Origin of the sequence: Spirosoma rhododendri (assembly GCF_012849055.1) — a bacterium.
Taxonomy (GTDB): domain Bacteria; phylum Bacteroidota; class Bacteroidia; order Cytophagales; family Spirosomataceae; genus Spirosoma; species Spirosoma rhododendri.
Genome location: NZ_CP051677.1, coordinates 3,414,649 through 3,437,770, shown reverse-complemented (window position 1 = coordinate 3,437,770; position 23,122 = coordinate 3,414,649). Strand labels below are relative to the sequence as shown.

The 23,122-nt window shown below is 55.2% G+C and carries 16 protein-coding genes and 2 pseudogenes; 10 read left to right on the top strand and 8 right to left on the bottom strand.

Annotated features, from left to right (window positions below; translation table 11 throughout):
• Positions 1-155: 155 nt before the first annotated feature.
• The 4 genes from HH216_RS14165 (at position 156) to HH216_RS14150 (ending at position 4,063) form a co-directional block, all read left to right on the top strand.
• Positions 156-590, top strand: a complete 435-nt coding sequence (locus HH216_RS14165; protein WP_169551388.1) for a BLUF domain-containing protein — start codon at positions 156-158, stop codon at positions 588-590.
• A gap of 87 nt (positions 591-677) precedes the next feature.
• Positions 678-2,321, top strand: a complete 1,644-nt coding sequence (locus HH216_RS14160; RefSeq protein WP_169551387.1) for a sensor histidine kinase — start codon at positions 678-680, stop codon at positions 2,319-2,321.
• A 386-nt stretch (positions 2,322-2,707) separates the two neighbouring features.
• Complete coding sequence (locus HH216_RS14155) at positions 2,708-3,277, top strand: methyltransferase family protein (RefSeq protein WP_169551386.1); 570 nt, start codon at positions 2,708-2,710, stop codon at positions 3,275-3,277.
• A 330-nt stretch (positions 3,278-3,607) separates the two neighbouring features.
• The gene (locus HH216_RS14150) at positions 3,608-4,063 is read left to right on the top strand and encodes a nuclear transport factor 2 family protein (protein ID WP_169551385.1); all 456 of its coding nucleotides are present in this window, start codon (positions 3,608-3,610) and stop codon (positions 4,061-4,063) included.
• Positions 4,064-4,591: 528 nt separating this feature from the next.
• Here HH216_RS14150 and HH216_RS14145 read toward each other — a convergent pair.
• The 4 genes and pseudogenes from HH216_RS14145 to HH216_RS14130 all read right to left on the bottom strand — a co-directional run bounded on the left by HH216_RS14145 (position 4,592) and on the right by HH216_RS14130 (position 10,430).
• Positions 4,592-7,804, bottom strand: a complete 3,213-nt coding sequence (locus tag HH216_RS14145) for an ATP-binding protein (RefSeq protein ID WP_169551384.1) — start codon at positions 7,802-7,804, stop codon at positions 4,592-4,594.
• Between the two features lie 507 nt (positions 7,805-8,311).
• A pseudogene (locus HH216_RS25995) lies at positions 8,312-9,258 on the bottom strand (PLP-dependent cysteine synthase family protein).
• Positions 9,259-9,339: 81 nt separating this feature from the next.
• A complete protein-coding gene (locus HH216_RS26885; protein WP_169551383.1) occupies positions 9,340-9,501 on the bottom strand; it encodes a hypothetical protein in 162 nt (53 codons plus the stop codon).
• 80 nt (positions 9,502-9,581) lie between these two features.
• Positions 9,582-10,430, bottom strand: coding sequence for an SMP-30/gluconolactonase/LRE family protein (locus tag HH216_RS14130; RefSeq protein ID WP_169551382.1), 849 nt, complete (start codon positions 10,428-10,430; stop codon positions 9,582-9,584).
• A gap of 291 nt (positions 10,431-10,721) precedes the next feature.
• On the opposite strand from HH216_RS14130, the gene HH216_RS14125 reads away from it, so the two are divergent.
• From HH216_RS14125 to HH216_RS25980, 4 genes are all read left to right on the top strand, one after another.
• The gene (locus HH216_RS14125) at positions 10,722-12,455 is read left to right on the top strand and encodes a PAS domain-containing sensor histidine kinase (protein WP_169551381.1); all 1,734 of its coding nucleotides are present in this window, start codon (positions 10,722-10,724) and stop codon (positions 12,453-12,455) included.
• Positions 12,456-12,685: 230 nt separating this feature from the next.
• On the top strand, positions 12,686-13,264 hold the full coding sequence (locus HH216_RS25990; RefSeq protein ID WP_254448433.1) for a nitrogen regulation protein NR(II): 579 nt from the start codon (positions 12,686-12,688) through the stop codon (positions 13,262-13,264).
• A complete protein-coding gene (locus HH216_RS25985; protein ID WP_254448432.1) occupies positions 13,261-13,878 on the top strand; it encodes a sensor histidine kinase in 618 nt (205 codons plus the stop codon). The genes HH216_RS25990 and HH216_RS25985 overlap by 4 nt, the downstream gene beginning before the upstream one ends.
• Positions 13,872-14,249: a response regulator gene (locus HH216_RS25980; RefSeq protein WP_254448431.1), complete on the top strand. Its 378-nt coding sequence runs from the start codon at positions 13,872-13,874 to the stop codon at positions 14,247-14,249. Before HH216_RS25985 ends, HH216_RS25980 begins: the two co-directional genes overlap by 7 nt.
• Before the next feature lie 75 nt (positions 14,250-14,324).
• Here HH216_RS25980 and HH216_RS14115 read toward each other — a convergent pair whose 3' ends face one another.
• The 3 genes from HH216_RS14115 to HH216_RS14105 all read right to left on the bottom strand — a co-directional run bounded on the left by HH216_RS14115 (position 14,325) and on the right by HH216_RS14105 (position 18,601).
• Positions 14,325-14,774 (bottom strand): response regulator, encoded by a 450-nt coding sequence (locus HH216_RS14115; protein ID WP_169551380.1) that lies wholly within the window; start codon positions 14,772-14,774, stop codon positions 14,325-14,327.
• A gap of 42 nt (positions 14,775-14,816) precedes the next feature.
• The gene (locus HH216_RS14110; RefSeq protein ID WP_169551379.1) at positions 14,817-17,327 is read right to left on the bottom strand and encodes a PAS domain-containing protein; all 2,511 of its coding nucleotides are present in this window, start codon (positions 17,325-17,327) and stop codon (positions 14,817-14,819) included.
• Between the two features lie 959 nt (positions 17,328-18,286).
• Complete coding sequence (locus tag HH216_RS14105) at positions 18,287-18,601, bottom strand: winged helix-turn-helix transcriptional regulator (protein ID WP_169551378.1); 315 nt, start codon at positions 18,599-18,601, stop codon at positions 18,287-18,289.
• Between the two features lie 117 nt (positions 18,602-18,718).
• Between HH216_RS14105 and HH216_RS14100 the strand changes: the two genes are divergently transcribed.
• Positions 18,719-19,588, top strand: coding sequence for an SDR family oxidoreductase (locus tag HH216_RS14100; RefSeq protein ID WP_169551377.1), 870 nt, complete (start codon positions 18,719-18,721; stop codon positions 19,586-19,588).
• Between the two features lie 215 nt (positions 19,589-19,803).
• Here HH216_RS14100 and HH216_RS14095 read toward each other — a convergent pair whose 3' ends face one another.
• Positions 19,804-21,363 carry a M81 family metallopeptidase gene (locus tag HH216_RS14095; RefSeq protein ID WP_169551376.1) on the bottom strand — a complete coding sequence of 520 codons (1,560 nt, stop codon included), beginning with the start codon at positions 21,361-21,363 and terminating at the stop codon, positions 19,804-19,806.
• Between the two features lie 283 nt (positions 21,364-21,646).
• Here HH216_RS14095 and HH216_RS14090 point away from each other — a divergent pair.
• Positions 21,647-23,073, top strand: a pseudogene (locus HH216_RS14090) (S10 family peptidase).
• The last annotated feature ends 49 nt before the right edge of the window (positions 23,074-23,122 follow it).

Here is a 23,122-nt window from a genome sequence, read left to right as displayed (position 1 = left end):
TAACATCCAGCGTTTGGACTGGTTGTATCCCTTATAAAGAGTATAGCCTACTTATTCACCGGTGTGCTTGATCACGATGCATATATTATGGTCAACCTCGCCCCAATCATAGCGCACAGAAGCAGTTTAGTTAATAGCGTAGTTTACCAAGCAACATGGATTATTGCATCACTTACTTTAGTTCCGCCGTCGAAACAACCACCGAACAAATCGTTGTTGACATTGTCGACTTTAGTCGGGATAAGAATGCCCGGTTGGGCATTACGGGCGTATTGCTCTACATAAACGGGCATATAGTACAGGTGCTGGAAGGCCAGCAACAAGCCGTTGAAGCCCTTTATAACAGTATTCAGGCGGACCCCCGTCACACCGATGTTCGCACCGTTATCCATCGGCCCATTACCCAGCGCCTGTTCAGCCATTGGTACATGGGATATGAAACACTGACCACTCATCAGTACGCAGAAGTGCAGGACATTATTTCCATCGATCCACAGCACGAGTCAGCCTGGGACATCGACCAGCCGGTGGTTGTGCGCATGCTGCGCGGTTTTTTTGACCTTAACAGTCGCCAGCGTGCAAATACATAGCACTACCAGCCTACACACAGCGTCAACTAGTGATTAAAGCCAGCGCCAAGTCGGTTCACTCTATACGCACTTGAGCCCCGTCACTTCATGACCGAACAAGATACGTTATTCCCTTTCTGGTCGGGCCATCAGGCCGAGCAGCAACGACTGAGGTACGCTATTCAGGCAGCGCAGGTGGGCACCTGGAACCTGGACGTCGCCCATCAACGCGTGTGGTGGGACAAGCGTTGTCAGGAGCTTTGCGCTTTCGACGGTCACGACGTCGTCGACTACGAGCAGTTCTTGGTGCTGGTTCACCAGGAAGACCGGCCGCGTGTTGACCAGGCCATCGACGCCTGCCTGGACCCCTCCTCGGCGGGCTACTTCGATGCGTTGTTTCGGACCAGTGAGCATCAGCCCGACCAGACTCGCTGGATTCATGCCCAGGGCAGGGCCTACATAGACATTGTCGGAGCCGCCTATCGCCTGTCCGGGGTCATGCGCGATGTGACGGCGCAGGTGCAGACACGCCAGCAACTCGAAATCAACAAAGCGCGTCTTCGGAGTTTAGTGCTCGATTCGCCAAACGCTACGGCACTGTTTGCCGGCCGGGATATCGTCATCGAAACAGTCAACACACCCATGCTACGCCTTTGGGGAACCGATGAATCGGTGGTCGGTCAGCCGCTACAGCAGGTACTGACTAACCTGGCAACGGAACCCGCTGTTGAACTGCTCCAACGCATCTACGACACCGGGGAGTCTTATCAGCAACCCGCCACCCAAATACACGGAGTCGTCAACGGGCACCGGCAGGAATTGTGGTTCAACCTGGCGTATCAGCCGGTATACGCGCACGACGGCAACATCTACGGGGTGCTTAGTACAGCTACTGACGTGACGGCACAAGTAGTAGCGCTGCGGGAAAGCGAGCAGCGCTACCGGCTGTTGTCGAAGGAGTTAGAGCATCGGGTGGAACAGCGCACACGCGAACTAGCCCAGGCTAATGACCAGCTAAAGCGGTCGAACGATAGCCTACAGGAGTTTGCTTACGTTGCTTCGCATGATTTGCAGGAACCCCTGCGTAAGATTCAGCAGTTTGGCGATCTACTCAAGAATCGGCATGCCACCCAGTTGGGGGAAGGCGTCGATTACCTGGAACGCATGCAGTCGGCAGCGGGTCGGATGTCGAGGCTAATTCGGGACTTGTTAACCTTTTCGCGCATTGCTACCAGCCAGCCGGTCGCCATGCGTGTGCCACTAAACGATATTCTGGATCAGACATTGGTCGATCTGGAGCTACTACTCAGCGAGACACAGGCGGTCGTTGACAGGGCTCCCCTGCCCGTCGTAATGGGCGATGCGCTTCAGCTAGGTCAGCTGTTTCAGAACCTGCTCACCAACGCGCTCAAGTTCAGCCGCGTCGATCAACGTGGAACTCCTGCTGTTCCTAACATAGTCATACAAGCGCAACTAGTTGCGTTCAGCGATCTGCTGCCCAACGTGAAGCCTGCCCGTCACGCGGAAACGTATCATCGGATTACGATCAGCGATAATGGCATTGGCTTCGATGAGAAATATCTGGATCGTATTTTTCAAATTTTTCAGCGTTTGCACAGGCAAACTGAGTTTGCTGGTACAGGCATTGGCTTAGCCATTTGCCAACGAGTGGTAACCAATCATGGTGGGGCGCTAACGGCTAGTAGTCAACCCGGACAGGGCGCTACGTTTTGTGTGTACCTGCCCGCCTAGCTCCTTTTTACGGCAGATGAGCTCAGTGCATTCGAGATGAGATAGCAGACGTGCTCAAGTAGTGAGGGCGTTAGCCTACCGTTTGGTCCTTACAGCTTGAGCGTGGGGAGTTCTGAATTCTCAGTTCTAGATTCTTGCCGAGTCAGGATCGTTGCTGCTACCGGAATGTACGGCGTTGGGGCGTGGTCATCAACGTCTTTTTCGCCAGCCGAACTGAGGTTGACGACGGCTAGTCCACTGTTTGCCTAATCTCAGCAAACGCTGGTTTGTTAAAACTTCGTAACAGCTTATAACCGCCTGACCACCGACGATAGTACGGTGCCGGTAGGTAACACAAAGTTGCGTTTACGTCAGTTATGTAAGCGGTATTCAACACATCGCTCACTATGATCACTACGTACTTTCCCCTCATCACATGGGGCATCTTTTGGCTGGGCTGGGCCGTATGGGGGTATACCACGCGCCAGCGTGTGCAGGTTCAACAGCAAACCGACACGAGTTGGTATCGGCGAATCCATGTAGCGCTGGTCGTGCTATCCTTCATCCTGCTGCTCAATCCACTACCCCTGTTGTTCAACAAACCGTTTGCCGGGGTGCCGCACTGGGTGCACTTAGTAGGAATGGGTTTGATGCTGACGGGTATGCTGTTCGGGGCGTGGGCACGCCACGTGCTGGCTGATAACTGGAGTGGCGCCATTCAGCAGGTAGCCAAGCAGACCTTAGTCACCAGGGGGCCCTACAAATACATTCGTAACCCCATTTATACCGGTATCCTCTCAGCCGCGTTAGGGACTGCCCTGTATCAACTTAGCTGGTCAAGCCTGACTGGCTTGCTGATCTTGTTTACGATATACGCTGTGAAAATAAGCCGGGAAGAGCAGTTTTTGCAGCACGTATTTGTTGGCTACCCGGCCTACAGTAAGCATACGTGGCGTTTACTTCCCTTTATCTATTGAGTCCGCAGTTGACGAGACCTACCGTGATTGGGGGCTCACCCAAACGTCAAGGTTTCCAGGCATAAACTACGCCTGACTGCACCAAATGAGCTTTTTAAGCGAGGATCAAAACAGGAGTAGGAGCCGTAAGCCGCCCAAATCAACCAGCCTGTAAGTCCTCGCTTAACACAGATGACCACTCGCCTGCCGTTTACTAAGCTAAGTGCGCGGCCTGGCGTTTTGTAGGCCATATTTAGGTGAATCAATCCTTACCCCGCTTACTCGCTCCACCGTACCTATGAGCAAGGGACTTGCCCGCTGACAGCTTTCGGCTTAAAACAAACCACACTTATGCGCAAATGCTTACTGATTTACGGGCTTCTACTGACCGGTCTGATCAGTCAAGCGCAGACCAGGGCCGACGTTGAAAAAACGATTAGCGACCTGGAGCAGATCGGAGTGAAAGGTATCCTGACCGCCGACACCAGCTTGCTTGTTCGAATTTGGGCGCCTGAATTTATGGTCACCACGCCCCGCAATACCATCGCTCTAAATCGAGCGGCCGTCTTCAAGAATCAGAAGCAGGGCTTAATTGATTACAGCTCCTTTGAGCGAGTCATCGAACAGATGCAGATTCAGGAGAATGTGGTCATTACTATGGGCTACGAGCTGTTTGTGGCCAAACATGATCTTCAGGAAGCGAAGGCCGGCCAGCCGACCAAACGCCGGTTTACCAATGTATGGCTGAAGCGAAACGGGCAGTGGTTACAGATTGGCCGGCATGCCTCGATCATTTGTGTGCCATAGCCAGCGTTGTATTATGTATTGCTCCAGCCAGAGGGGGCTTGACAGCTGGGAGCCGGCCAGAAACTCAAAGCCTTTCCGATTGCGCATCTCGCCCCAATCCGCACTCATACGATAAAGAGTATCCGAGCCCAGGCTGATTAATAAACCAAGCTCAGGCTGGGTTTGCTCAACGGCCTTCCGGGCTGGCAAATTGGCTGGTGACTGAGCCCTCTCGTCGTCCTGGACCGTTGGGTTAGGCATATGGCCCCCCGCAGGCTGGTCTTGATTCGTACTCATTCGACATGGCAACGCAGGTTTTCCCTGTTGATTCTGTAGAGGTGAAGTCAAATCAAAAATGGTTCGAATGCTGGAGTGGGTACGGCTGGCGTGGACTAAATTTTTGTCAGGCTGGCCGGGCCGACCCGATTCTTACACCGTCATAGATGGCCTGATTGGCCATGCGATCGTAAAGCAGACGTGGACGTACTCTATTTAGTGAGGTAGCCACTATGCCCTGGTAAGAGTTGAGCCTTTATCGAGCGTTTAGACTTACGCCAGGCCAGTTCTGCCCGCGCCTTTGTCCAGCAAATCCGTCAGTAAGATCGTGAGTGCGCCCAGATCCACCGGCTTGACTAAGTGCCCGTCAAAACCCGCTTCCCTGGTGCGCTGCCGGTCTTCCTCCTGGCCATACCCCGTTATGGCGATTACCACCATAGCCTGACCCCAGGCCTGCTCCCGAATCAGTCGGCAGGTGGCGTACCCATCCAGCTCCGGCATGCCAATATCCAGCAGGATAGCCGCTGGCTGTAGCTGCTGGGCGGCTTCGATACCCGATCGACCACTGGTCCGGCTATGGGCTTCGTACCCGTTCAGCTTTAGCAGCATGGCCAGCGTAAACCCCGCATCGGCGTTATCATCGATCACCAGAATGCGCTGAGGTGCGGCAGGCTCTCCGGGCCGGGGAGCGGGTTGCGCCGTCGGTTCAGCAGCCTTTGTCAGCGTGGGTAAGTAAACCGTGAACGTGCTGCCCTGGCCGATCCCTCCGCTCTGGGCTTCTACGCGCCCCCCATGCAGTTCCACCAAGCGCTTCACCAGGGTTAGCCCCAAGCCTAAGCCACCTTTCGAGCGAGCCACCGAATTATCCACCTGCACAAACAGCTCAAAGATGACCGATAGTTTATCCTGAGCTAAGCCAATGCCATTATCCCGCACCTGTACGATCGCTTCCTGCCCACGGTGTTCGAGACTCAGCCAGACCTGCCCTCCCTCACCGCTGTAGCGCAAACCATTGGTCAGCAGATTAACCACCACCTGGGTCAGCCGAGTGGCATCGCCCGCCAGCATAACGGGTGTGTCAGGCAGGCGGACATGAAGCACCCTACTCTGCTGCTCAAACTGAGCCCGCATGCTCTGCTGAGCCTGTCGGACCAGGTCCACCAGATTCACCGGCTCCTGGTGGATCACAATCTTGCCCCGGCTGATGCGGCTGACATCCAGCAGATCATCGACCATGCGCACCAGGTGATCCGTTTGGCGACTCATCATGGTAACGATCTCGCTACTCATCTGATCGATGCCCGTGGTGCGGGTCAGGATCTGCAAACCCGAACGAAGGGTAGACATGGGATTCCGCAACTCGTGGGCCAGCATGGCCAGAAACTCGTCTTTACGCCGATCCGCTTCCTGTAGCGCCTGTTCAGCTTGTTTGGTTTGGGTGATGTCCAGCACGAACTCGACGATTTCATCCTCACTGACCCGCTTGCCTGAAAAAAGGCCCCACCACCGGGAGCCATCCGGCCGGCGGTATTGCTTTTCGTAAGGGGTGCTTTGGCCGTTACTCCACAATTCGGCCAGGGCGTGCTGACTGACGGCCACAAATTCAGGCGGGGTTAAGTCCTGCCAATGCACTTTTCCACCCACTAAGTCTTCAGGGGATAACCCGCTCATGTGCCGGAAAGCCGAATTGACGTCCTGAAGAACGCCGTGCTGGTTAAGGAAAATAACCCCTACGGTGTCAATGGAGAGCGCTTTTTGCAACCGATCGTTGCTGGCACGCAACGCTTCTTCGCTTTCCCGCAGGGCGGCTTCGGCCCTGGCTCGTTCCACGGCTGCCCAGGTGCGTTCGGCCGTTTCATATAAAAGGTCAACTTCATGGTCAAGCCAATGGCGTGGTGTTGTCTGGTGAACGGAGAGGTCGGCCACCAGCGTACCGTTTTTAATAAGCGGTACGGCCACAACCGCCAGCACATCGATGGCATAAAACGCTTTTTGGGAATCCTCATCGACCTCCCGACTGACATCGTGAATGACCAGGCTTTCCCCTTTTTTGAGTAGTTCGCCGGGAGGGCCAAATGCCTTGAAGGGAAAACGCCCCGTTACCTTTTGAACCGACTGACTGGTATAATTATCGGTGGCGTCAAACCAGTCTTCTTCAAGGTTGATCTCCGCGTAGATGGCCCGGTCGACCCCTAAGTGCTCTCCGAGGAGTCGCATGACCACCCGTTGAATGGCTATCGGATCAGCAAGCGGACGAAGGGCATCATTCAGGCGTAAACGATACTCCTGTTGTTGCTCCCGTTGTTTGCGTTCGGTAACGTCCTGGAAGACAGCCGCAATGAAGGAGCTGCCCGCCCCACCGACGGGCGAATAGTGGGCGGAGAGCCAGCGCTGGGTGTCCGTACTGAAGCCTTCTATCCGTTCGGGAACCCCCGTCTGATGCACGCGCTGGAGTGCCCCGAACCAGCCGGGCTCGACATGGGGAAAAACCTCACTCGCCCGTTTGCCGTTCACCTGAACAAAACCCGTGTGCCGTTCGAACGCCTGGTTGGCTTCACGGTAAATGAGATCGGTGACCTCACCATGCCGGTCGAAGAGCAGTTCCTGTACGCAGAAGCCCTCGTCGATGGTCTCGAATAAGATGCGGTATTTATCGGTGGCTCTCCTGGCCATCTCGTCTTTGAGCCGTAGAACTTCCCCCTCGGCCTGTTTCTGGCGACTTATGTCGCGGGTAGTCATGGCTACCCCATCGTCGGTTTTGACCAGTGCCTGGTAGAACCAACCATTAAACTGCTCATGGTCATAGAACTGTTCATGCTCGTAAGCGGCCCCGGTTTGGGCGACTTCGACCATGTGGTCAAATATACCGGTCGGCACTACGCCGGGGCTTAGCTCCAACAGCCTTTTGCCGATGACGGGCCCGTTTTGGACCTGGGCTCTGTGGTTATTCATCACCCAGATAAAGTCTACGATGGCGCCGGTCTCATCCCGCACGGCTTTGAATACCTGAATCACATCCAGGGAACTATCAATGACCGATTGCAACAACGCCTGATTCTGCTGAAGCTGCTCCTGGGCCCGTTTGCGGGGGGTAATGTTGGCGGTGGTAGTGGCCACGCCATCATTGAGCCTGACTACCGATTGAAGAAACCAGCCATCAAACTGCTCGTGGACATACTGCTTTTCATACTGCTGGGGCTCACCGGTTTCCACCACGTGTTTAAAGGCGTCAAAAATGCCTTCTTCCACCACGCCGGGTTGGTGTAGCAAAAGGCTTTTGCCCACCACATCGCCGTAGATTGTTTGGGCCGTATGATTATTGAGAATCCAGGTAAAATCGACAATCTGGCCCTGTTGATCACGCACGGCCTCGAACACCTGAATCATATCCATTGAGGAGTCCAGCGTTGCCCGAAGCAGTGACTGAGTTACTTGTGGGTCGTTGGTCTGTTGCCCAGGTGGGCCATCGGGTTGGGAAGATGCCATGCCGTTGCGGTTAGATAGCTGAGCAGGATACTAAACTAAGGCATTAACTGACGGGATGGAGTAGTAGCCTGAAAGGGTTTAGGAATGGGCTGGTAGCCCCTGAGGATACGGCTCGTCTATCGCTCGCCCCCCCCCTTTCGGCTAGCTCGCGGGGCCGTCGGCCCCCTGGGTCGCCGGGTGGAAAAAACAGCTGGTAAAGTAGTGATGTGCCCTTGCAATCAGGCGGGCTTATTTTCCAGCTCCATCTCCCAAAAGGCTGGATATAGCGCAGTAGCAGAAGGTCTACCTCTGGCTGGGCGTAGGGTAAGAAAACCCGAAAGCGATCCGGTTTTGCCAGAAGAACGGCTCTGTGGTTTCCGACAAGCCTATTTTCCGGGTCGGGGAGGGCGAACAGATCGATGTGCTGATGAAGAAAATGGTGAATCAGGGGGCGGGTTGATGGCCGGCTATTCCCGAGCCTGAAAAACACGGGCAGGAAACGGACGCAGACACCCCCTGCAAACGCCCTCAGCTCTCGTACAACGTACCGGCCAGGTACTTCATCCCTGAATCACAAGCCACCGTAACCACCCTGTGGCCGGGGCCCAGTTCCTGCGCCAGCTGGACCGCTGCGGCAATGTTGAGCCCGCTCGACGTACCCGCAAAAATGCCTTCCTCCCGCGCCAGCCGACGGGCCATCTGCCGGGCGTCGGCTTCCTCAATCGGGCGGATCTCGTCGTAAAATTCGTCGGTCAGCAACGGGGGTACCAGGCCAACACCGATGCCTTCCACGTAGTGAGAACCGGCCTGCCCTTTAGACAGGAGCGGTGCCGAGGCTGGCTCCAGACAAACGATCCGCGTGGACTGACCGGCCTGACGAAAAGCCGTGGAGACGCCCATCAGCATACCCGCCGTCCCGACCGCCCGCAGAAGGTATCGATGGGCTGGTTGAGTTGCGCTAAAATTTCCTCACCAATGCCTCTGTATCCCTTTTTGGCGTGGGTATTGGCGAACTGGTCCGTGAAATAGAAGCCCGGCTGCTGCCCCATTTCCCGCGCTCGTTCGCGCATGGCAGGAACCAGGTCCGGCGTTATTTTGCCGTCTTTCCCTGGCACGATAATCAGGTGCGCCCCGAAGGCGCGCATCGTCTGTAGCTTCTCCCGGGCATAGACATCGGAGGTAATCACTTCGAATCGATACCCCTTTATCGCGCAGACGAAAGCCAGCGACGCCCCCGTGCTTCCCCCGGTGCATTCTACCACGGTCATGCCGGGTTGCAGGATGCCGCTTTGCTCGGCTCCCTCAATCATAGCAAACGCCATCCGGTCTTTGTAGGAGCCGGTCGGGTTGTAATATTCCAGCTTTACATACACCTCAGCGCTCTGAGGGCCAACGACTTTGTTTAGCTTTACGAGGGGGGTGCGGCCAATTGCCTGGAGGGTGTTGCCGGCAACGGGTGGAGTTGACTGGATCATGGTAATCAGTTAGTTAGTACTATCTTGTGGATCGTTGGGGCGGTTAGCAAGCAGGAGTTGCATCCGCCTGTATCTGCTGAATCAGCCCGGTGAACACCTGATGGGGGCTGGCCTGCCTGCTCGTACCGGCACGGGTACCTGATCGGCAAGCTGAGGCAGCAAGGCCATCAGACCCACCTGCGGCAGCGGTTCCGTGTCCAGAAGCGTAACCCGGTGCCCGCCAGCCTCGACCCCCTGCGCCACGATGGCATCGACTCCGGCCCGTTAAAGCAGTATCCCTTCGTTTACGGACGTCGCCGTTCCGGTCATGACAACGTTCCGTCTTACTTCAGTCTGTAGGCCTTGACGGTGTTATGGAAAAACGTAGGCACATAAAGCATTCGGGTCGCAGGGTAGTAGCCAATGTCGGCCGAGCTTATTTTCTGGGGAGACGTATCCAGTTTTAGCTCCGTTTTTCCATCGGCGTGAACGTACCACACTTTCCCGGCCCACTCTGTCACCAGATAAGTCTTGTTGCCCAGGGCCACAATACCATCGATACCGCCTGTGACGTTGGCCAGCGTTGTGAGTTTTTTGGTCGTTGGGTCCAGGCTCAGCAGCGAACCATCGCCGTTACCGATTAGCAGTTGATTAGTGTCAAATAAGAGCCCATTCGTACCTTTCAGGGGGTCTCCCTCTAGTACAATGCCCGCTTTTCCATTCGTTATCGCCCAGACTTTACTGTCGTTCGAGTCAGTAACGTAGACCACGCCTTTCTGGGTGTCGACGGCAATGTCGTTGAGAAACTTAGCCCCTTCAATGGGATAGCGGTTGAGGATTTTTCCAGTCGCGAGGGCGATTTCGGCGACCTGGGTCATTTCGGTCACGTACAGTTTATCGCCAAGTATACCCATACCTTTGGTCGAGTTGAGGTTGTCGGTAAATTTCAGCTGAATCACTTTACCATCCAGTCCTACTTTGGCAATGAAGCTGCTGTTGTTTTCCAGCCTGGGCGCGCCATTGATACAGGCTACGTAGAGGACATTTTGCCTGGGATCAACCAGCACACTTTCCGGCGTACGAAGCGTGGTATCAGATTCCCAGACGGGTTGCAGCATAAGGGACTGTGCCTGCCCAAATGACGTTAGCTGAACAAGCAGCCCCGCCAGCAGGGTAAGGAATGACTTTGCCATGCGTTATCGAGTTTAGTAGTATGAAAGTAAGCAAGTTTGCCAGGCTTCTACTACCCGATTCATAAGCAACGGAGGATATTACGCCATAAAACGGGTGTTTTTAAAGACGCTTACGATCTAGGTCAAAACACTTCGTCCTTTCTGTAACTTTGCAGTCTGCCAGCTAAAACCATCCCGATGGCCAGTACGCCTGATTCAACCGGTCAAGCCTCGTCCGCTCCCCACCTCGCGGTAACACCACAGCAGATCGACTATCACACTCTCTTCGAAGCAATTGATTAAGGCGTCTTTTTGTGCGATGTAATCGTTGATGAGGCCGACCAGGCGGTTGACCTGCTTTACCTCGACGCCAATCCGGCCGCTACCCGAATGGTGGGTTCGGACTTCAGAAATCGACGCTTACGGCAGATTGACCCCAATTACGAGGAATACTGGTACGACATATTCGGCCATACGGCTCGTACCGGCGAAGCACAGCGTTTGGAACGCTATGCGGCTCCCGACCAGCGGTGGTATAGCTTTTATATCTCTAAAGTTGGCGATGAGGCCAGCCGGCATATCGCGGTTATCTTTCAGGACATCACCGAGCGCAAACGGGCCGAAGACCAGCAAGCCTTCTTATTCCAGTTCTCCGACGCCTTGCGGGTGCAGCCAACCGCCGAGACGCTCGCTAACCGAGCCCTCCAGCTGCTCGCCGACTATCTACAGCTCGACCGCTGTTACGTCGGGGTCTACCAGCTCGATCAGGACCGGGGCGAAATCCCCTATCAGGTCGGTAATGACCGGGTGCCACCCATGCCCGACGCGGTTCGCCTGTCCGATTTTCCCGACGCTCTACGGGTGACTTTTGACCGAACGCTGGTGATTGAGGACGTGATGACAACCGCCGGGTTGACCGAGATGGATCGGCAAAATATAGGCGCGCTGGGCTTGCGGGCGCTGGTGGCCTCGACGTTGCGGATGGGGGCGAACAATCCACTCTGGTCCATCGTGGCCGTTTCGGCCCGCCCCCGGTCCTGGAAGCCCCACGAGATCAAGTTGCTTGAGGACGTGACTGAACGCACCTGGGCGGCCCTGGAGCGGGTCAAAGCAGAGGAAGCCCTGCGTCATAGCGAAGCAAAGTATCGCTATCTGGCCGACCACCTCGACCAACAGGTTCAGCAGCGTACCCAGGAGCTGGCAGCAACTAATGAAGAACTGGCGGCCACCAACGAAGAGTTAACCGCTTCCAACGAGGAGCTGGAATCGAATAACGAGGAGTTTATCGCCATTAACCAGGAGCTGGAAGAAACCAATGGCTTATTGACCCGTTCGAACGAAAACCTACAGACCTTCGCCTACGTAGCCAGCCATGACCTACAGGAGCCCCTACGCAAGATCCGGCAGTTTGGTGATTTGCTGAAGACCCGCTATGCCGAATCCATCGGTGAGGAATTGATCTACGTGGAACGCATGCAATCGGCCGCGGAGCGAATGTCCATCCTGATTAAGGACCTGCTGAACTTCGCGCGGATTTCCACCCGACGAGACATTGATAACCCAGTCTCGTTACCGGGCGTGGTAGCGGACGTATTGACCACCCTGGAATTACCGATTGCGGAGCTGGGAACCCAGATTCAGGTTGGCCGGCTCCCGACTGTTTCGGGCGATGCCGCACAACTAAACCAGCTCTTTCAGAACCTGCTGAGCAACGCCCTGAAATTCTACCGCCCCGGCGTAGCACCCAGTATTGTGGTCAGTGCAAGTCTGCTGCCAGCAGACCAGTTACCGCCTGGCATCAAACCCGGCCGGGATACAGGGGCTTATCACCGAATAACGGTAATGGACAACGGTATTGGTTTTGACGACAAATACGCCGACCGTATCTTCCAAATCTTTCAACGGCTGCATAGTAAGAACCAGTACACCGGAACGGGAATTGGGCTGGCCATCTGCGAAAAGGTAGTTACCAATCATGGGGGTACCATTACCGCCACCAGTCAACCAGGGCAGGGGGCTACCTTTACGATCTACCTGCCGGCCTAGGTCGATGTGGCAGGAACTGTTTTACTGGTAACCGCCAGATCGGTCTATTTTTAGCCACCCCCACTTGCTACAGAAAGACTGTCTTCAACTAATCTCCCCCCATAAGCAGAGGGACCGTTTGTGTTCATGTGCTTTTGACAAGGACGTTTGGCGAACCATTGGCTCACTGAAATGGCTGGATCGAAACTCTTCGTTTGAGGGGGGATTTAGTCATAAATCCCCTATAGCTCATGACAAGCACCAACGATGAGGCCCCGAATCCGCCCCCCTGTCAGTCGCTACTCCAAGACTACTGTCAAGTCCTGTGCAATGCCAGTGATCAAGGCCTCTGCCTGGTCGAATTGGTAGTCGACCAGGCAGGTAAAATCACCGATCTTATCGTCCGTCAATACAATCAGGCCTTCAGTCAACAGTCGGGCCTGAGCAACGTCGTGGGCGAAGCCTATAGCCAGATACTGCCCCGGTTCGAAACCTACTGGTTTGAGGCCTATGCCCAGGTGGCCAAAACCGATAAGCCGATTCAACTGGAGCAATACGTCCAGGACTTGGACCGCTGGATCAGGACCAAATTATCCCGGGTAGGCCCGCTCGGTAGTCGGTTGGTGGTCGTAGCCTTCGATGATGTAACCACGATCAAGAAAAGGGAACTCGCCCTGCTGGACGCCGATCGGCGCAAAGACGAGTTTCTGGCCATGCTGGGTCATGAACTGCGCAATCCGCTGGGGGTGATCGCCAATACGCTGACCTATCTGGAGCTGTCCGGGGGGAGGACCCCCAACTGTCTTATCCATCCGGTGTTCAGCGCATGAGCCGACAGGTCAGGCACCTGAGCCGCATGGTCGACGATCTGCTGGAGGTTAGTCGCATCCGCCAGGGCAAGATCCGGCTGCTGCGCCAGCCGCTCGACCTGGGTCTGCTCTTATCCCAAACCGTTGAAGCTGCCCAATCGCTGCTTTCGCACTACGAACGACATCTGGAGGTAGCCCTGCCCCCCGAGCCGCTGATAGTTGATGGGGATGCTACCCGGCTTTTGCAGCTGGTGATGAACCTGCTGGGCAACGCGACGAAGTATACCGATGAAGGGGGACATATCTGGATCAGTCTGGAGCGGGAGGCTGATCAGGCGGTGTTGCGCGTGAAGGATGATGGAAAGGGCATCCCGGCCGACGAGCTGACGGCCATCTTCGAGCTATTTGTGCAGGGGGAGACCTCCATCGATCGCCCGCATGGCGGCCTGGGTCTGGGCCTGGCCGTGGCCAAACAGATTGCCCTGGGCCATCAGGGCCACATCCAGGCCCGAAGCGGGGGCCCCGGACAGGGCAGTGAGTTTATCCTCCGCTTACCCTTGCTCACGCAGGAGACAATTCCCTCAGTGCCTGAAGCCGAAGCCCCCCGAAGTCCCGCGATGCGGTACGGGTGCTGATCGTGGATGATAATCGGGAGTTAGTTGACCTGATGGGTAAGATCATGGAGCGGCAGGGCTATGAGGTGCATCAGCGTTATAATGGACAGGACGGCATTGGGGCGGCCGAATTGCTAAAGCCAGACGTGCTGCTGCTGGATATTGGCATGCCGCAGCTGGATGGATATGCCGTCTGTGCGCATATTCGTCGGCAATCCTGGGGGAAGCAGCTGCCCATCATCGCCCTGACGGGCTACGGTCGGGAAGCCGATAAGCAGCGCAGCTGGGCTGCGGGTTTTGACGGGCATGTGCTGAAACCCATCGATTACGCGAGCTTACCCGAGCTATTGGCTGAGACGATAGCGGCCAAAAAAGACGAGCTGGATAAATAACGCTCGTAACTCAGTTAGTGCGCCTGCCGGGTACGAATGAACGGCCCTCCGGCTGCTTCCCAATCCGGGCATTTCTCATTGAAAACTTCGCGGGTGTAAACACCGCTTCCAATAAGCCACGATCAGGCTGAGTTCAGCCTGTAGCTCGGCAAAACTTCGGCCTTTCAGGTGATAGCCCTGGATGGTGCCCTGGTAAGCCTTATTGACCAGTGCATTGCTACCCCAGGTCGAGAAATAAACAAACGGAATTGCCTTCATCCGCAGCACCGGATCGGCATCGATCCGGTCGCGTAGTTCAAAACCATCCATGCCCGGCATGAGTACATCACACAGGATGACCAGCGGGACTTCGTCGGTCGCCTGTAAATACTGAAGCGCCTGTTGGCCGTCTTGAAAAAAACGAACCGGATTTGCAATCGACGCAGCACCGAGGGCTTTTTTAAGTAGAATATGATCATCGGCATCGTTCTCGATATGAATGATCGGCATCTGGTCCAGGGGATCGACTTTATCTGAATCTACCATCGAAGGGTATAGGGTAAGGGAATGAGCGGGTAAAGTTGATAATTAAGCGGGTAAGTACACACAGAAGGTAGCTCCCTGCCCCACCTCACTGGAGGCCGTGATACTCCCACCGTGGTTTTCTACCACGCGCTGGCAAATCGCCAGGCCAACGCCCGTACCCGCATACTCATTTCGGCCGTTGAGCTGTTGAAAGACCTGAAAAATACGACTCAGGTATTTGGTGTTGAAGCCAATGCCGTTGTCGGTCACACTGATCTGATGATAGAACGGAACCGTTGTGGTCGGGTGAACTTCGGCCGGTAACTCATCGGCCGAACGATGCGTATACGCCACCTGAATGTGGGGCTGCTGGTCAGCTTTCACAAACTTGAGGGCGTTACTCAACAGGTTGCCAAACAGCTGCGCGAGCTGCGACTTATCGCCCCGGGCAGTGGGGAGTTCGGCCACCTCCAGTTGGGCGTTTGTACGCTGAATCGTCTTGTAGAGGCTGGCTACGACACCCGCCATGATCTCACTCAGCGACACGGACCCGAACGCCTGCTGACGGGTTGAGACGCGCGAGTAGGTCAGCAAGTCCCGAACCAGGGCGGACATGCGGGCGGCCGCGGCCGCAATGCGTCGTAGATGGTCACCCACGGCGGGGTCGGCATGGGTAGCCAGCTCTAATCCCAGCAGGTCGCTGAAGGTTTGAATCTTGCGCAGGGGCTCCTGCAAATCGTGGCTGGCAACGTAGGCGAACTGCTGCAAATTGTCGTTAGACCGTTGTAGGTCGTTGTTAAGCCGGGTCAGTTCCTGCGTGCGGACCTGTACCCGGTTGTCCAGCTCGGCGGCTAAGTCCCGATAGCGCTGTTCGCTTTGCCGCAGTTGCTGACTGGCCAGATACTTGTCGGTAATATCCACGGCCATGTTCAAAATGGCGTACACCTGCCCCTGCCCATCCACCAGCGGCTGATAGACGAAATTAAACCAGCGGGTTTGCAGCCGACCATCGATCAGCAGATCGGCAGCCTGTTCGGTGCTACGGTAGGTCTCCCCCGTCGCGTAAACGACCTTCAGCAGTGGAATGAAGGGCTGATCGGCTAGTTCGGGCAAGGCGTCGGCTATTTTCTGGCCGATCACCGCGGTGGTCTTACCCCATAGATTGACGATGGTCTCATTGGCCAGCGTTATGTGCATATCCGCTGTCTCGAAGACGGCAATGCCAAAGGGGGCATCCTCCACCAAACGGCGAAACCGCTGCTCACTTTTTTCAATGGCCTGCTGGGCCAGCACTTGCCCGGTTACATCAACGGCCATAATCAGGATGCCGCTAATTTGTCCGGCGGTATCCCGGATGGGGGAATAACTAAAGTCAAAATATACCTCTTCGAGTCGGCCCTGCCGGACGAGTTTGGCCAAAACCGCCTTCCCGTAAAAGGGAACACCCGTCTCGAAAACGGTGGCCATCAACTCAATAAAGGGCTGCCCTTCCAACTCCGGTATTGCTTCCACGATGGGTCTGCCAACGATCGATGGGCCTTTACCCCATACTTCAAAAATGCGCTCGTTGCCCAGCTCGATGATCATTTCCCGACCTTTGAGTTGCCCGATGGCCATGGGCGCCTGTTCGACAACGTTACGAAACCGGGTTTCCCGCTCGGCCAGCTGCTGACGGGCTACGACCTGCGCCGTTGTGTCAAGAGCAACATTGATAACTCCGTAAATCTGGCCCTGCTCATCAACAAGCGGATTGTAGGCATGGTTGAAGTAGACCTGCCTGGGCTGGCCGTTTTCGATTACGTGAGCCATGCCTTCCTGGTGAAGAAAGGGTTCTCCCGTGTCAAAGACATGCTGCAACTGGGCCAGAAAAGGCTGTCCCTCCAGTTCGGGTATCGCCGTGTGCAGCGATTTACCGATCACCCTGTTGTCTTTACCCCAAATGGCCAGCATGGGCGGGTTGACCTGCTGGATGACCATCTCGCGGCCAACGAAGACCGCCGTGGCCGTGGGAGTCGCCATTACCAGATTCTGGAAGCGGGCTTCGCTGGCTCGCAATTGTTGCTGCAAGCGGGCCTGCTGAATCATTCTTCGACGGGCCGTCAGCAAGGTCACCACCTGGTTAGCCAGAATTTTTAGTGCCTTCAACTGCCCCTCGTCCAGCTGCCGCACTTGGAAATCGATCACGCACAGCGACCCAAGCGTGAAGCCATCATCATCAAGCAGCGGTTCGCCAGCGTAGAAGACAATATGAGGATCGCCGGTGACCAGGGGGTTGTGCTGAAAACGCGCGTCCTGCCGGGCATCTTCCACGACGAGGGAACTGCTTAGGGCCTGTAGATTATGGGCGCAGAAGGACTGCTCGCGGGGCGTTTGCCGGAAGGAAAGGCCCCGGTTGGATTTGAACCACTGTCGGGCCTGATCGACGAGCGTAATCAGGGCTACTGGCGTTTGGCAGATTTGGGCGGCCAGCCTGGTAATGTCTTCGTATTCTTGCTCGGGTAACGAATCCAGCACAGCGTAGCTTTCCAGGGCCGCTAATCGCTTGTCTTCTTCGTCCGACGAGGGTATATACATCTAGGTATGGGTCACAGTTTACCGGTAAAAATACGGTAAATTAATCGGCATGCTAACCGGCTCCCCGATACAGACAACCGGGCTGGTTAGCTACAGTGTCTGAACCCAGGCAATGACAGGTTAGCAATTGCGTCAGATACCTCTGACAGACAGGCCTGATGACGCACCAGTTGCTATCTGTATTGGCTGGGTTGGTGGCTGACGCAGGTGGGCCAGTACTGGATAAATGCCACGTTGGGTCATCGCCCTAATCGATGACTGCGGCATGAAGCGGGGTACGGGGAGTAGGGTGAACATGGCTGGTGGAGGGCTCAGTACCCATAAAAACCAGAGCCAGGCGGGCTTAACGCTTGCTGTCACGCTACCCAGGGGAGCCGTGATAATGTTCGTGGTGGCTATACTGAACTTGGCAAACGTACTGAACAGTAAGTAGTTCTACCAGGTGGTGTTCAGGCAGGACCCTACCTTGACCGGCCTCTCTAGGCGGACGGGGGCTTCTTTTCAGCTGCGTATCAGCCCTGTTGTAAGCATTTAAGCTCATCTGACACGATCTCTATCCTAAGATCAATCCCGGCAAGGCGTACCCTCATCCGCTCCTGACGATCCATTGACCGTTGCGTGATCTGCCTGCACATCTGCGTGGTGGCAGCTGTTGTCTGTAGTAATTCGCGAACGGTGGGATGGTCCATGAACAGTGAGAAGCCCGTGACGAGTCGTTATCTACCCCCATAGGTACGCAGGAAAACCCTGATTTTCAACTACTTTGTCGTTTTAGATCATTTCACCCTGGCTTCCGTCGCTGACAATCTGGAGTGGTGCGCTCCCCATATCACGTTGATGACACAATCTACGTTGCGGATTAGAACTAAGAACCAGCCATCCCACAAAACACTCCACCTGAGACAACCTTCTATGGATGCACTCGAAAAGCTCGCAAAATGTAAACTTTCCGAGTTTGACTAGCTAACACCATTTTTCAGATCGGCCATACGTGCCAACAAAGGGCAAAGATTATGACCAAAACCGGTGAGCGCGTACTCTACCCGGGGAGGACGTTCCTTATACTGTTTCCTACTGATTAAGCCATCCGCTTCAAGCTCTCTGAGTTGTTGAGTTAACACCTTCCTGGAAATAGCGGGTATCCGAACAAGGATTTCCCCAAAACGCCGATCGTGTCGGAGAAGCACGTGCAGAATAGTCAATTTCCACCTTCCTGCAATCAGATCGATCGTCGCCGTAACAGCGCAGTCATTGGTGTCTATCTTTTTTGCCATTAGTCACGTTTAGGTTACCACTTTTTGTTTTGACGCGAACCATCACTAGTCACTTTTAATAAGCTATATCGGTTGTTCATGGGATAAGTAGCTTATCGTTAATCGTAAATAAAGATCATGATTTTAGTAACGGGTGCAACAGGCAATTTAGGGAAAGCAACCATTCATTCACTAGTAGACAAGGGTATAGCTACATCCGACATCACGGCGTTGGTACGAGATGAAACAAAGGCAGCCGACTTGAAGGCAAAAGGGGTTCAGGTGAGACTCGGTGACTACCAGGATGTTGACTCATTGAAAAAGGCGTTCCACGGTGTAGACAAGCTACTGCTAATATCGTCTTCAGCCGATATTGCTTACCGGTTTGGGCAGCACAAGAATGCGATTGATGCCGCCAAGGAAACGGGAGTCAGTCACCTTATTTATACGAGCTTCGAGATGAACGATTTAAATCAGGGCACAGCGACGGAAAATGTTCAATACCACGCCTATACAGCTGGCTATTTAAAGCAGGCAGCCATTCCTTATACCGTGATGAGTAATACACTGTATGCTGATTTGATTCCTTTTCTTATTGGAAAGGACGTGTTGGATAAGGGAGTCTCTATCCCTGCCGGAGCCGGTAAAACCCCCTTTTTACCCCTAACAGAAATGGCGGAGGCATTGGCCGTTGTACTAACTACTCCGGATCACGAAAATAAGGAGTACGTTATCGCAGCAGAAACCGCTTTTTCGTTTGCGGAAATTGCTGCCATGTTATCCGATAGTACCGGGAAGACGATCGCCTATCACCAACCTGAAACAAGTTTATACATTGCGCAGCTTGTGGAGGCTGGCCTTTCCGCAGATGATGCAGCCTACATTGCCCGGTACGCCAAGGCGATTGCGCACGGGGAGTTTGATACGGGTAAAAGTGACGTAAAGCACCTTCTGGGTAGGAGCCCGGTCAGGTTAGACGATTTTTTGAGAAACCTATACGGTGAATAAACTTTTTAAGAACGCTGTCATCATAGGCTACTACCCATCCTTGACCGTTGTTAAAAAAACAATCATCTCAACAAAGGCTCATTTCACACAACACGTCCACGATCTATTGAGCGCGATGAAACGGTCAGCTTATCGTAATCAACAGATTGTCTATTTCAACACGGAGGCACAAAGACTTTTCTCCGTGGTCTCTGTGCCTCCGTGTTGAAATAATTTTACTTCGCGTCGCCCGATACGGGGATCCAGCGGGTCGAGAGGTCGGGCGTTTTCATCGTCGCGGCATCCAGCGGGAACATGGGGCGCTGAATGCGCTTGTAGCCCAGGCGGCTCAGGTCCTGATCAACACCGCCGGGCGTCAGCGCCATCATCCAGCCTTTCTGCATGGCGTACAACTCGGGTTCCAGATAACCAATTTTCACGACGACCAGACCTGCCTCGCGCGGCTTCAGCCCTAGCCGGGTAAAATCGGCTTCCCGATGGTAAGGCTTCCGCTTTTTGGTCACGATCACATGGGCGCTACCTACCTTCACCACCGCTTCCACCTCGGCATCCCGATCGCCGTGTACAATTGACTCGACCGTACCGGTCAACCGAACAGGCGGGGCAAACCGGTGATCGACGACAGCGCCCGCCGTGCCGTCGACAGTACCCCCTACCCCGGCGGCAATCGCTTTTTTGATGAACAGCGAATCCGGAATCGACGCATAAATCAGGGCGGGGCTATCCGCCTTTTTAAACTCCGGCCGGGCCAGCAACTGCGTAATCGTCCAGGTTACGTCGCCAGCACCACCAGCGGTCGGATTGTCGCCCATGTCGCTGATGAAGTACGGGTGCGTCGGGCTTTTCATGGCATTTGCCAGACAATCTTCCAGCGTACTCGTTGGGGCCACGAACGCGAACTGATTTCGAACGTCCCAGAATGCCTTCGCCAGCGTTTCCGCCGACTGACTTACCTTCGCTTTATCGTCGCCGGTTACCATCACCACGGCATGGTTACGCGGCTCGTCGGCCCAGGCATAGCCAATCCAGATCGCGGCATCGACAATACCCGGCTGATTGGCGATCGGCGCTACCTGCGCGTACAGGCTCTTCCCCGGCTCGACACGCGTACTGGTTTTTTCGCCCGGCAACAGAATCGGCACCGGAATCCAGGCTTTGTAAGCGGGTTTACCCTTCCCGCTCTTGAGCCGTTCGAGCAGGTTCGTGACAGCCCGCTCTTTCGTCTGCATGGCGTCTTCGTGGGGTGCCATCCGATAGCAGGTCATCAGGTCGGTATTGCGCGCCAGCCGCTGTGACACGTTGCCGTGCAAATCCATCGAAGTCGAAATCAGTGTTTTGTAGCCAATTACGTCCCGAATGCGTTGCAGAAAATCACCTTCGGGGTCATCCAGCCCAACAACACTCATCGCGCCGTGAATGTCGAAATACATGCCGTCGTAGGGCCCGTATTTCTTCAGCGAATCCAGCGTCTTTTTCACCAGCGACTCATACGCTTCGCGGGTAACGGCTCCCCCCGGCAGCGACTTCCCGACGATGGCGGGTAGCCACACCGCCTGCTTCCGCAGCGGGGCCATCGGCATCATAAACGGATACGCGTTGAATACTTCGGGCCCGTAGCGGGCGTGAAAGGCAGGTTCTTCGGTACGGGCGGGTGAAAACGTGCTTGATTCGATACCCAAACCGGCAATGGCAATACGGGGTAACGGAGCGGTTTGCGCAATGAGATTACTGCACACAAAAAGGCAGCTTACCAGGGTCAGAATAGTTTGTTTCATAGAGGAGTTGTATCGCCTACGGCAAGCGTCCAGCCATAGACATAAGCTGCCGCAAGTTAGGGCTTATTCGGCCAGATGCCCGATTGAACACCCAAAACCAACGGATAACCCGTATTTTGCGAACGTTTATCCTGTTCATCGACCGCCATCTCACAACGCCATGCGCCGAATTGGTTTACTTACTTCCCTCGTTGCCCTAACGATTTCAGCTTCGATTGCCCAGAAGCCCACTACCGACAAAGCCCAGCCAGCCGCCGACAAAGAATTTGCCGCCGACCGGGCCATGAAAACCACCCGCACGCTTGATCTGGACAAGCAGGTGGTTACCAACGGACAGGTGACGATCAAAGGGCAGCGGGTGCCCTACAAAGCCACTGCCGGAACGATTCCGGTTTGGGACGATGAAGGCAAAGCCGCTGCGGGTGTGTTTTTCACCTACTTTGAACGGTCTGACGTTTCCGACCGAACCAGTCGCCCGCTGGTGATTTCGTTTAACGGTGGCCCCGGTACGGCATCCGTCTGGATGATGCTGGGCTACACCGGGCCGCGCATTCTGAAAGTCGACGACGAAGGCTACCCCGTTCAGCCCTACGGTCTGCGCGACAACCCGCATTCGATCCTCGACGTGGCCGACATTGTGTACGTCGACCCGGTCAACACGGGTTTTTCGCGTCCGGCCAACAAAGACGTTCCGGCGGCCAAGCTGTTTTTCGGTGTCAACGCCGACATCAAGTACCTCGCCGAGTGGATCAACACCTTTGTCAGCCGCTATAACCGCTGGTCGTCGCCCAAGTATCTGATTGGCGAAAGCTACGGTACCACGCGGGTGTCGGGGCTGGCCAACGAACTACAGAACAGCCACTGGATGTACCTCAACGGGGTTATTCTGGTATCGCCAACGGGTCTTGGTCTGGAGCGGGGCGGTCCGGGACAGGGGGCGCTCAAACTGCCCTACATGGCCGCAACAGCCTGGTACCACAAGGCCCTGCCAGCCGATCTACAGGCCAAAGACCTGACCGCCATGCTGCCGGAGGTCGAAGCGTTTACGATGTCGGAGTACCTGCCGGCCCTGTCGATGGGGGTTCGCTACCCGAGCAGAAACGCAAGGACATCGCGGCCAAAGTGGCCCGCTATTCGGGATTGTCGACCACGGCCGTGATGCAGAATAACCTCGACGTACCGCTCAATTTTTTCTGGAAAGAACTGCTCCGTGATAAAGGTTTCACCGTTGGTCGGCTCGACTCGCGCTACCGGGGCATCGACGCCAAAGACGCCGGTACCGGCCCCGATTACAACGCCGAGCTAACGTCGTGGCTGCACTCGTTCACGCCCGCCATCAACATGTACATGCGCGACGAGCTGAACTACAAGACCGACCTGAAATACTTCATGTTCGGCCCGACCTTCCCCTGGGATAATGCCAACAACCGCACAGGCGAAAACCTGCATCAGGCCATGTTGCAGAATCCCTACCTGCATGTGCTGGTCCAGTCGGGGTATTTCGACGGGGCCTGCGACTACTATAACGCACAGTATAATCTCTGGCAAATCGACCCCAGCGGCAAGCTGCGTGACCGGATGTCGTGGGAAGGGTACCGTAGCGGCCACATGCTCTACCTGCGCCGGGAAGACCTCGCCAGCAGCAACGAGAACCTCCGCAAATTCATCCAGAAAAGCACCCCAAAACCCGGCCAGCCGGCGAAATATTAAGTTTGAGGTTTGTAGTCTAAAGTTTAAGGTTGCTAGCGCAGACGCAGTT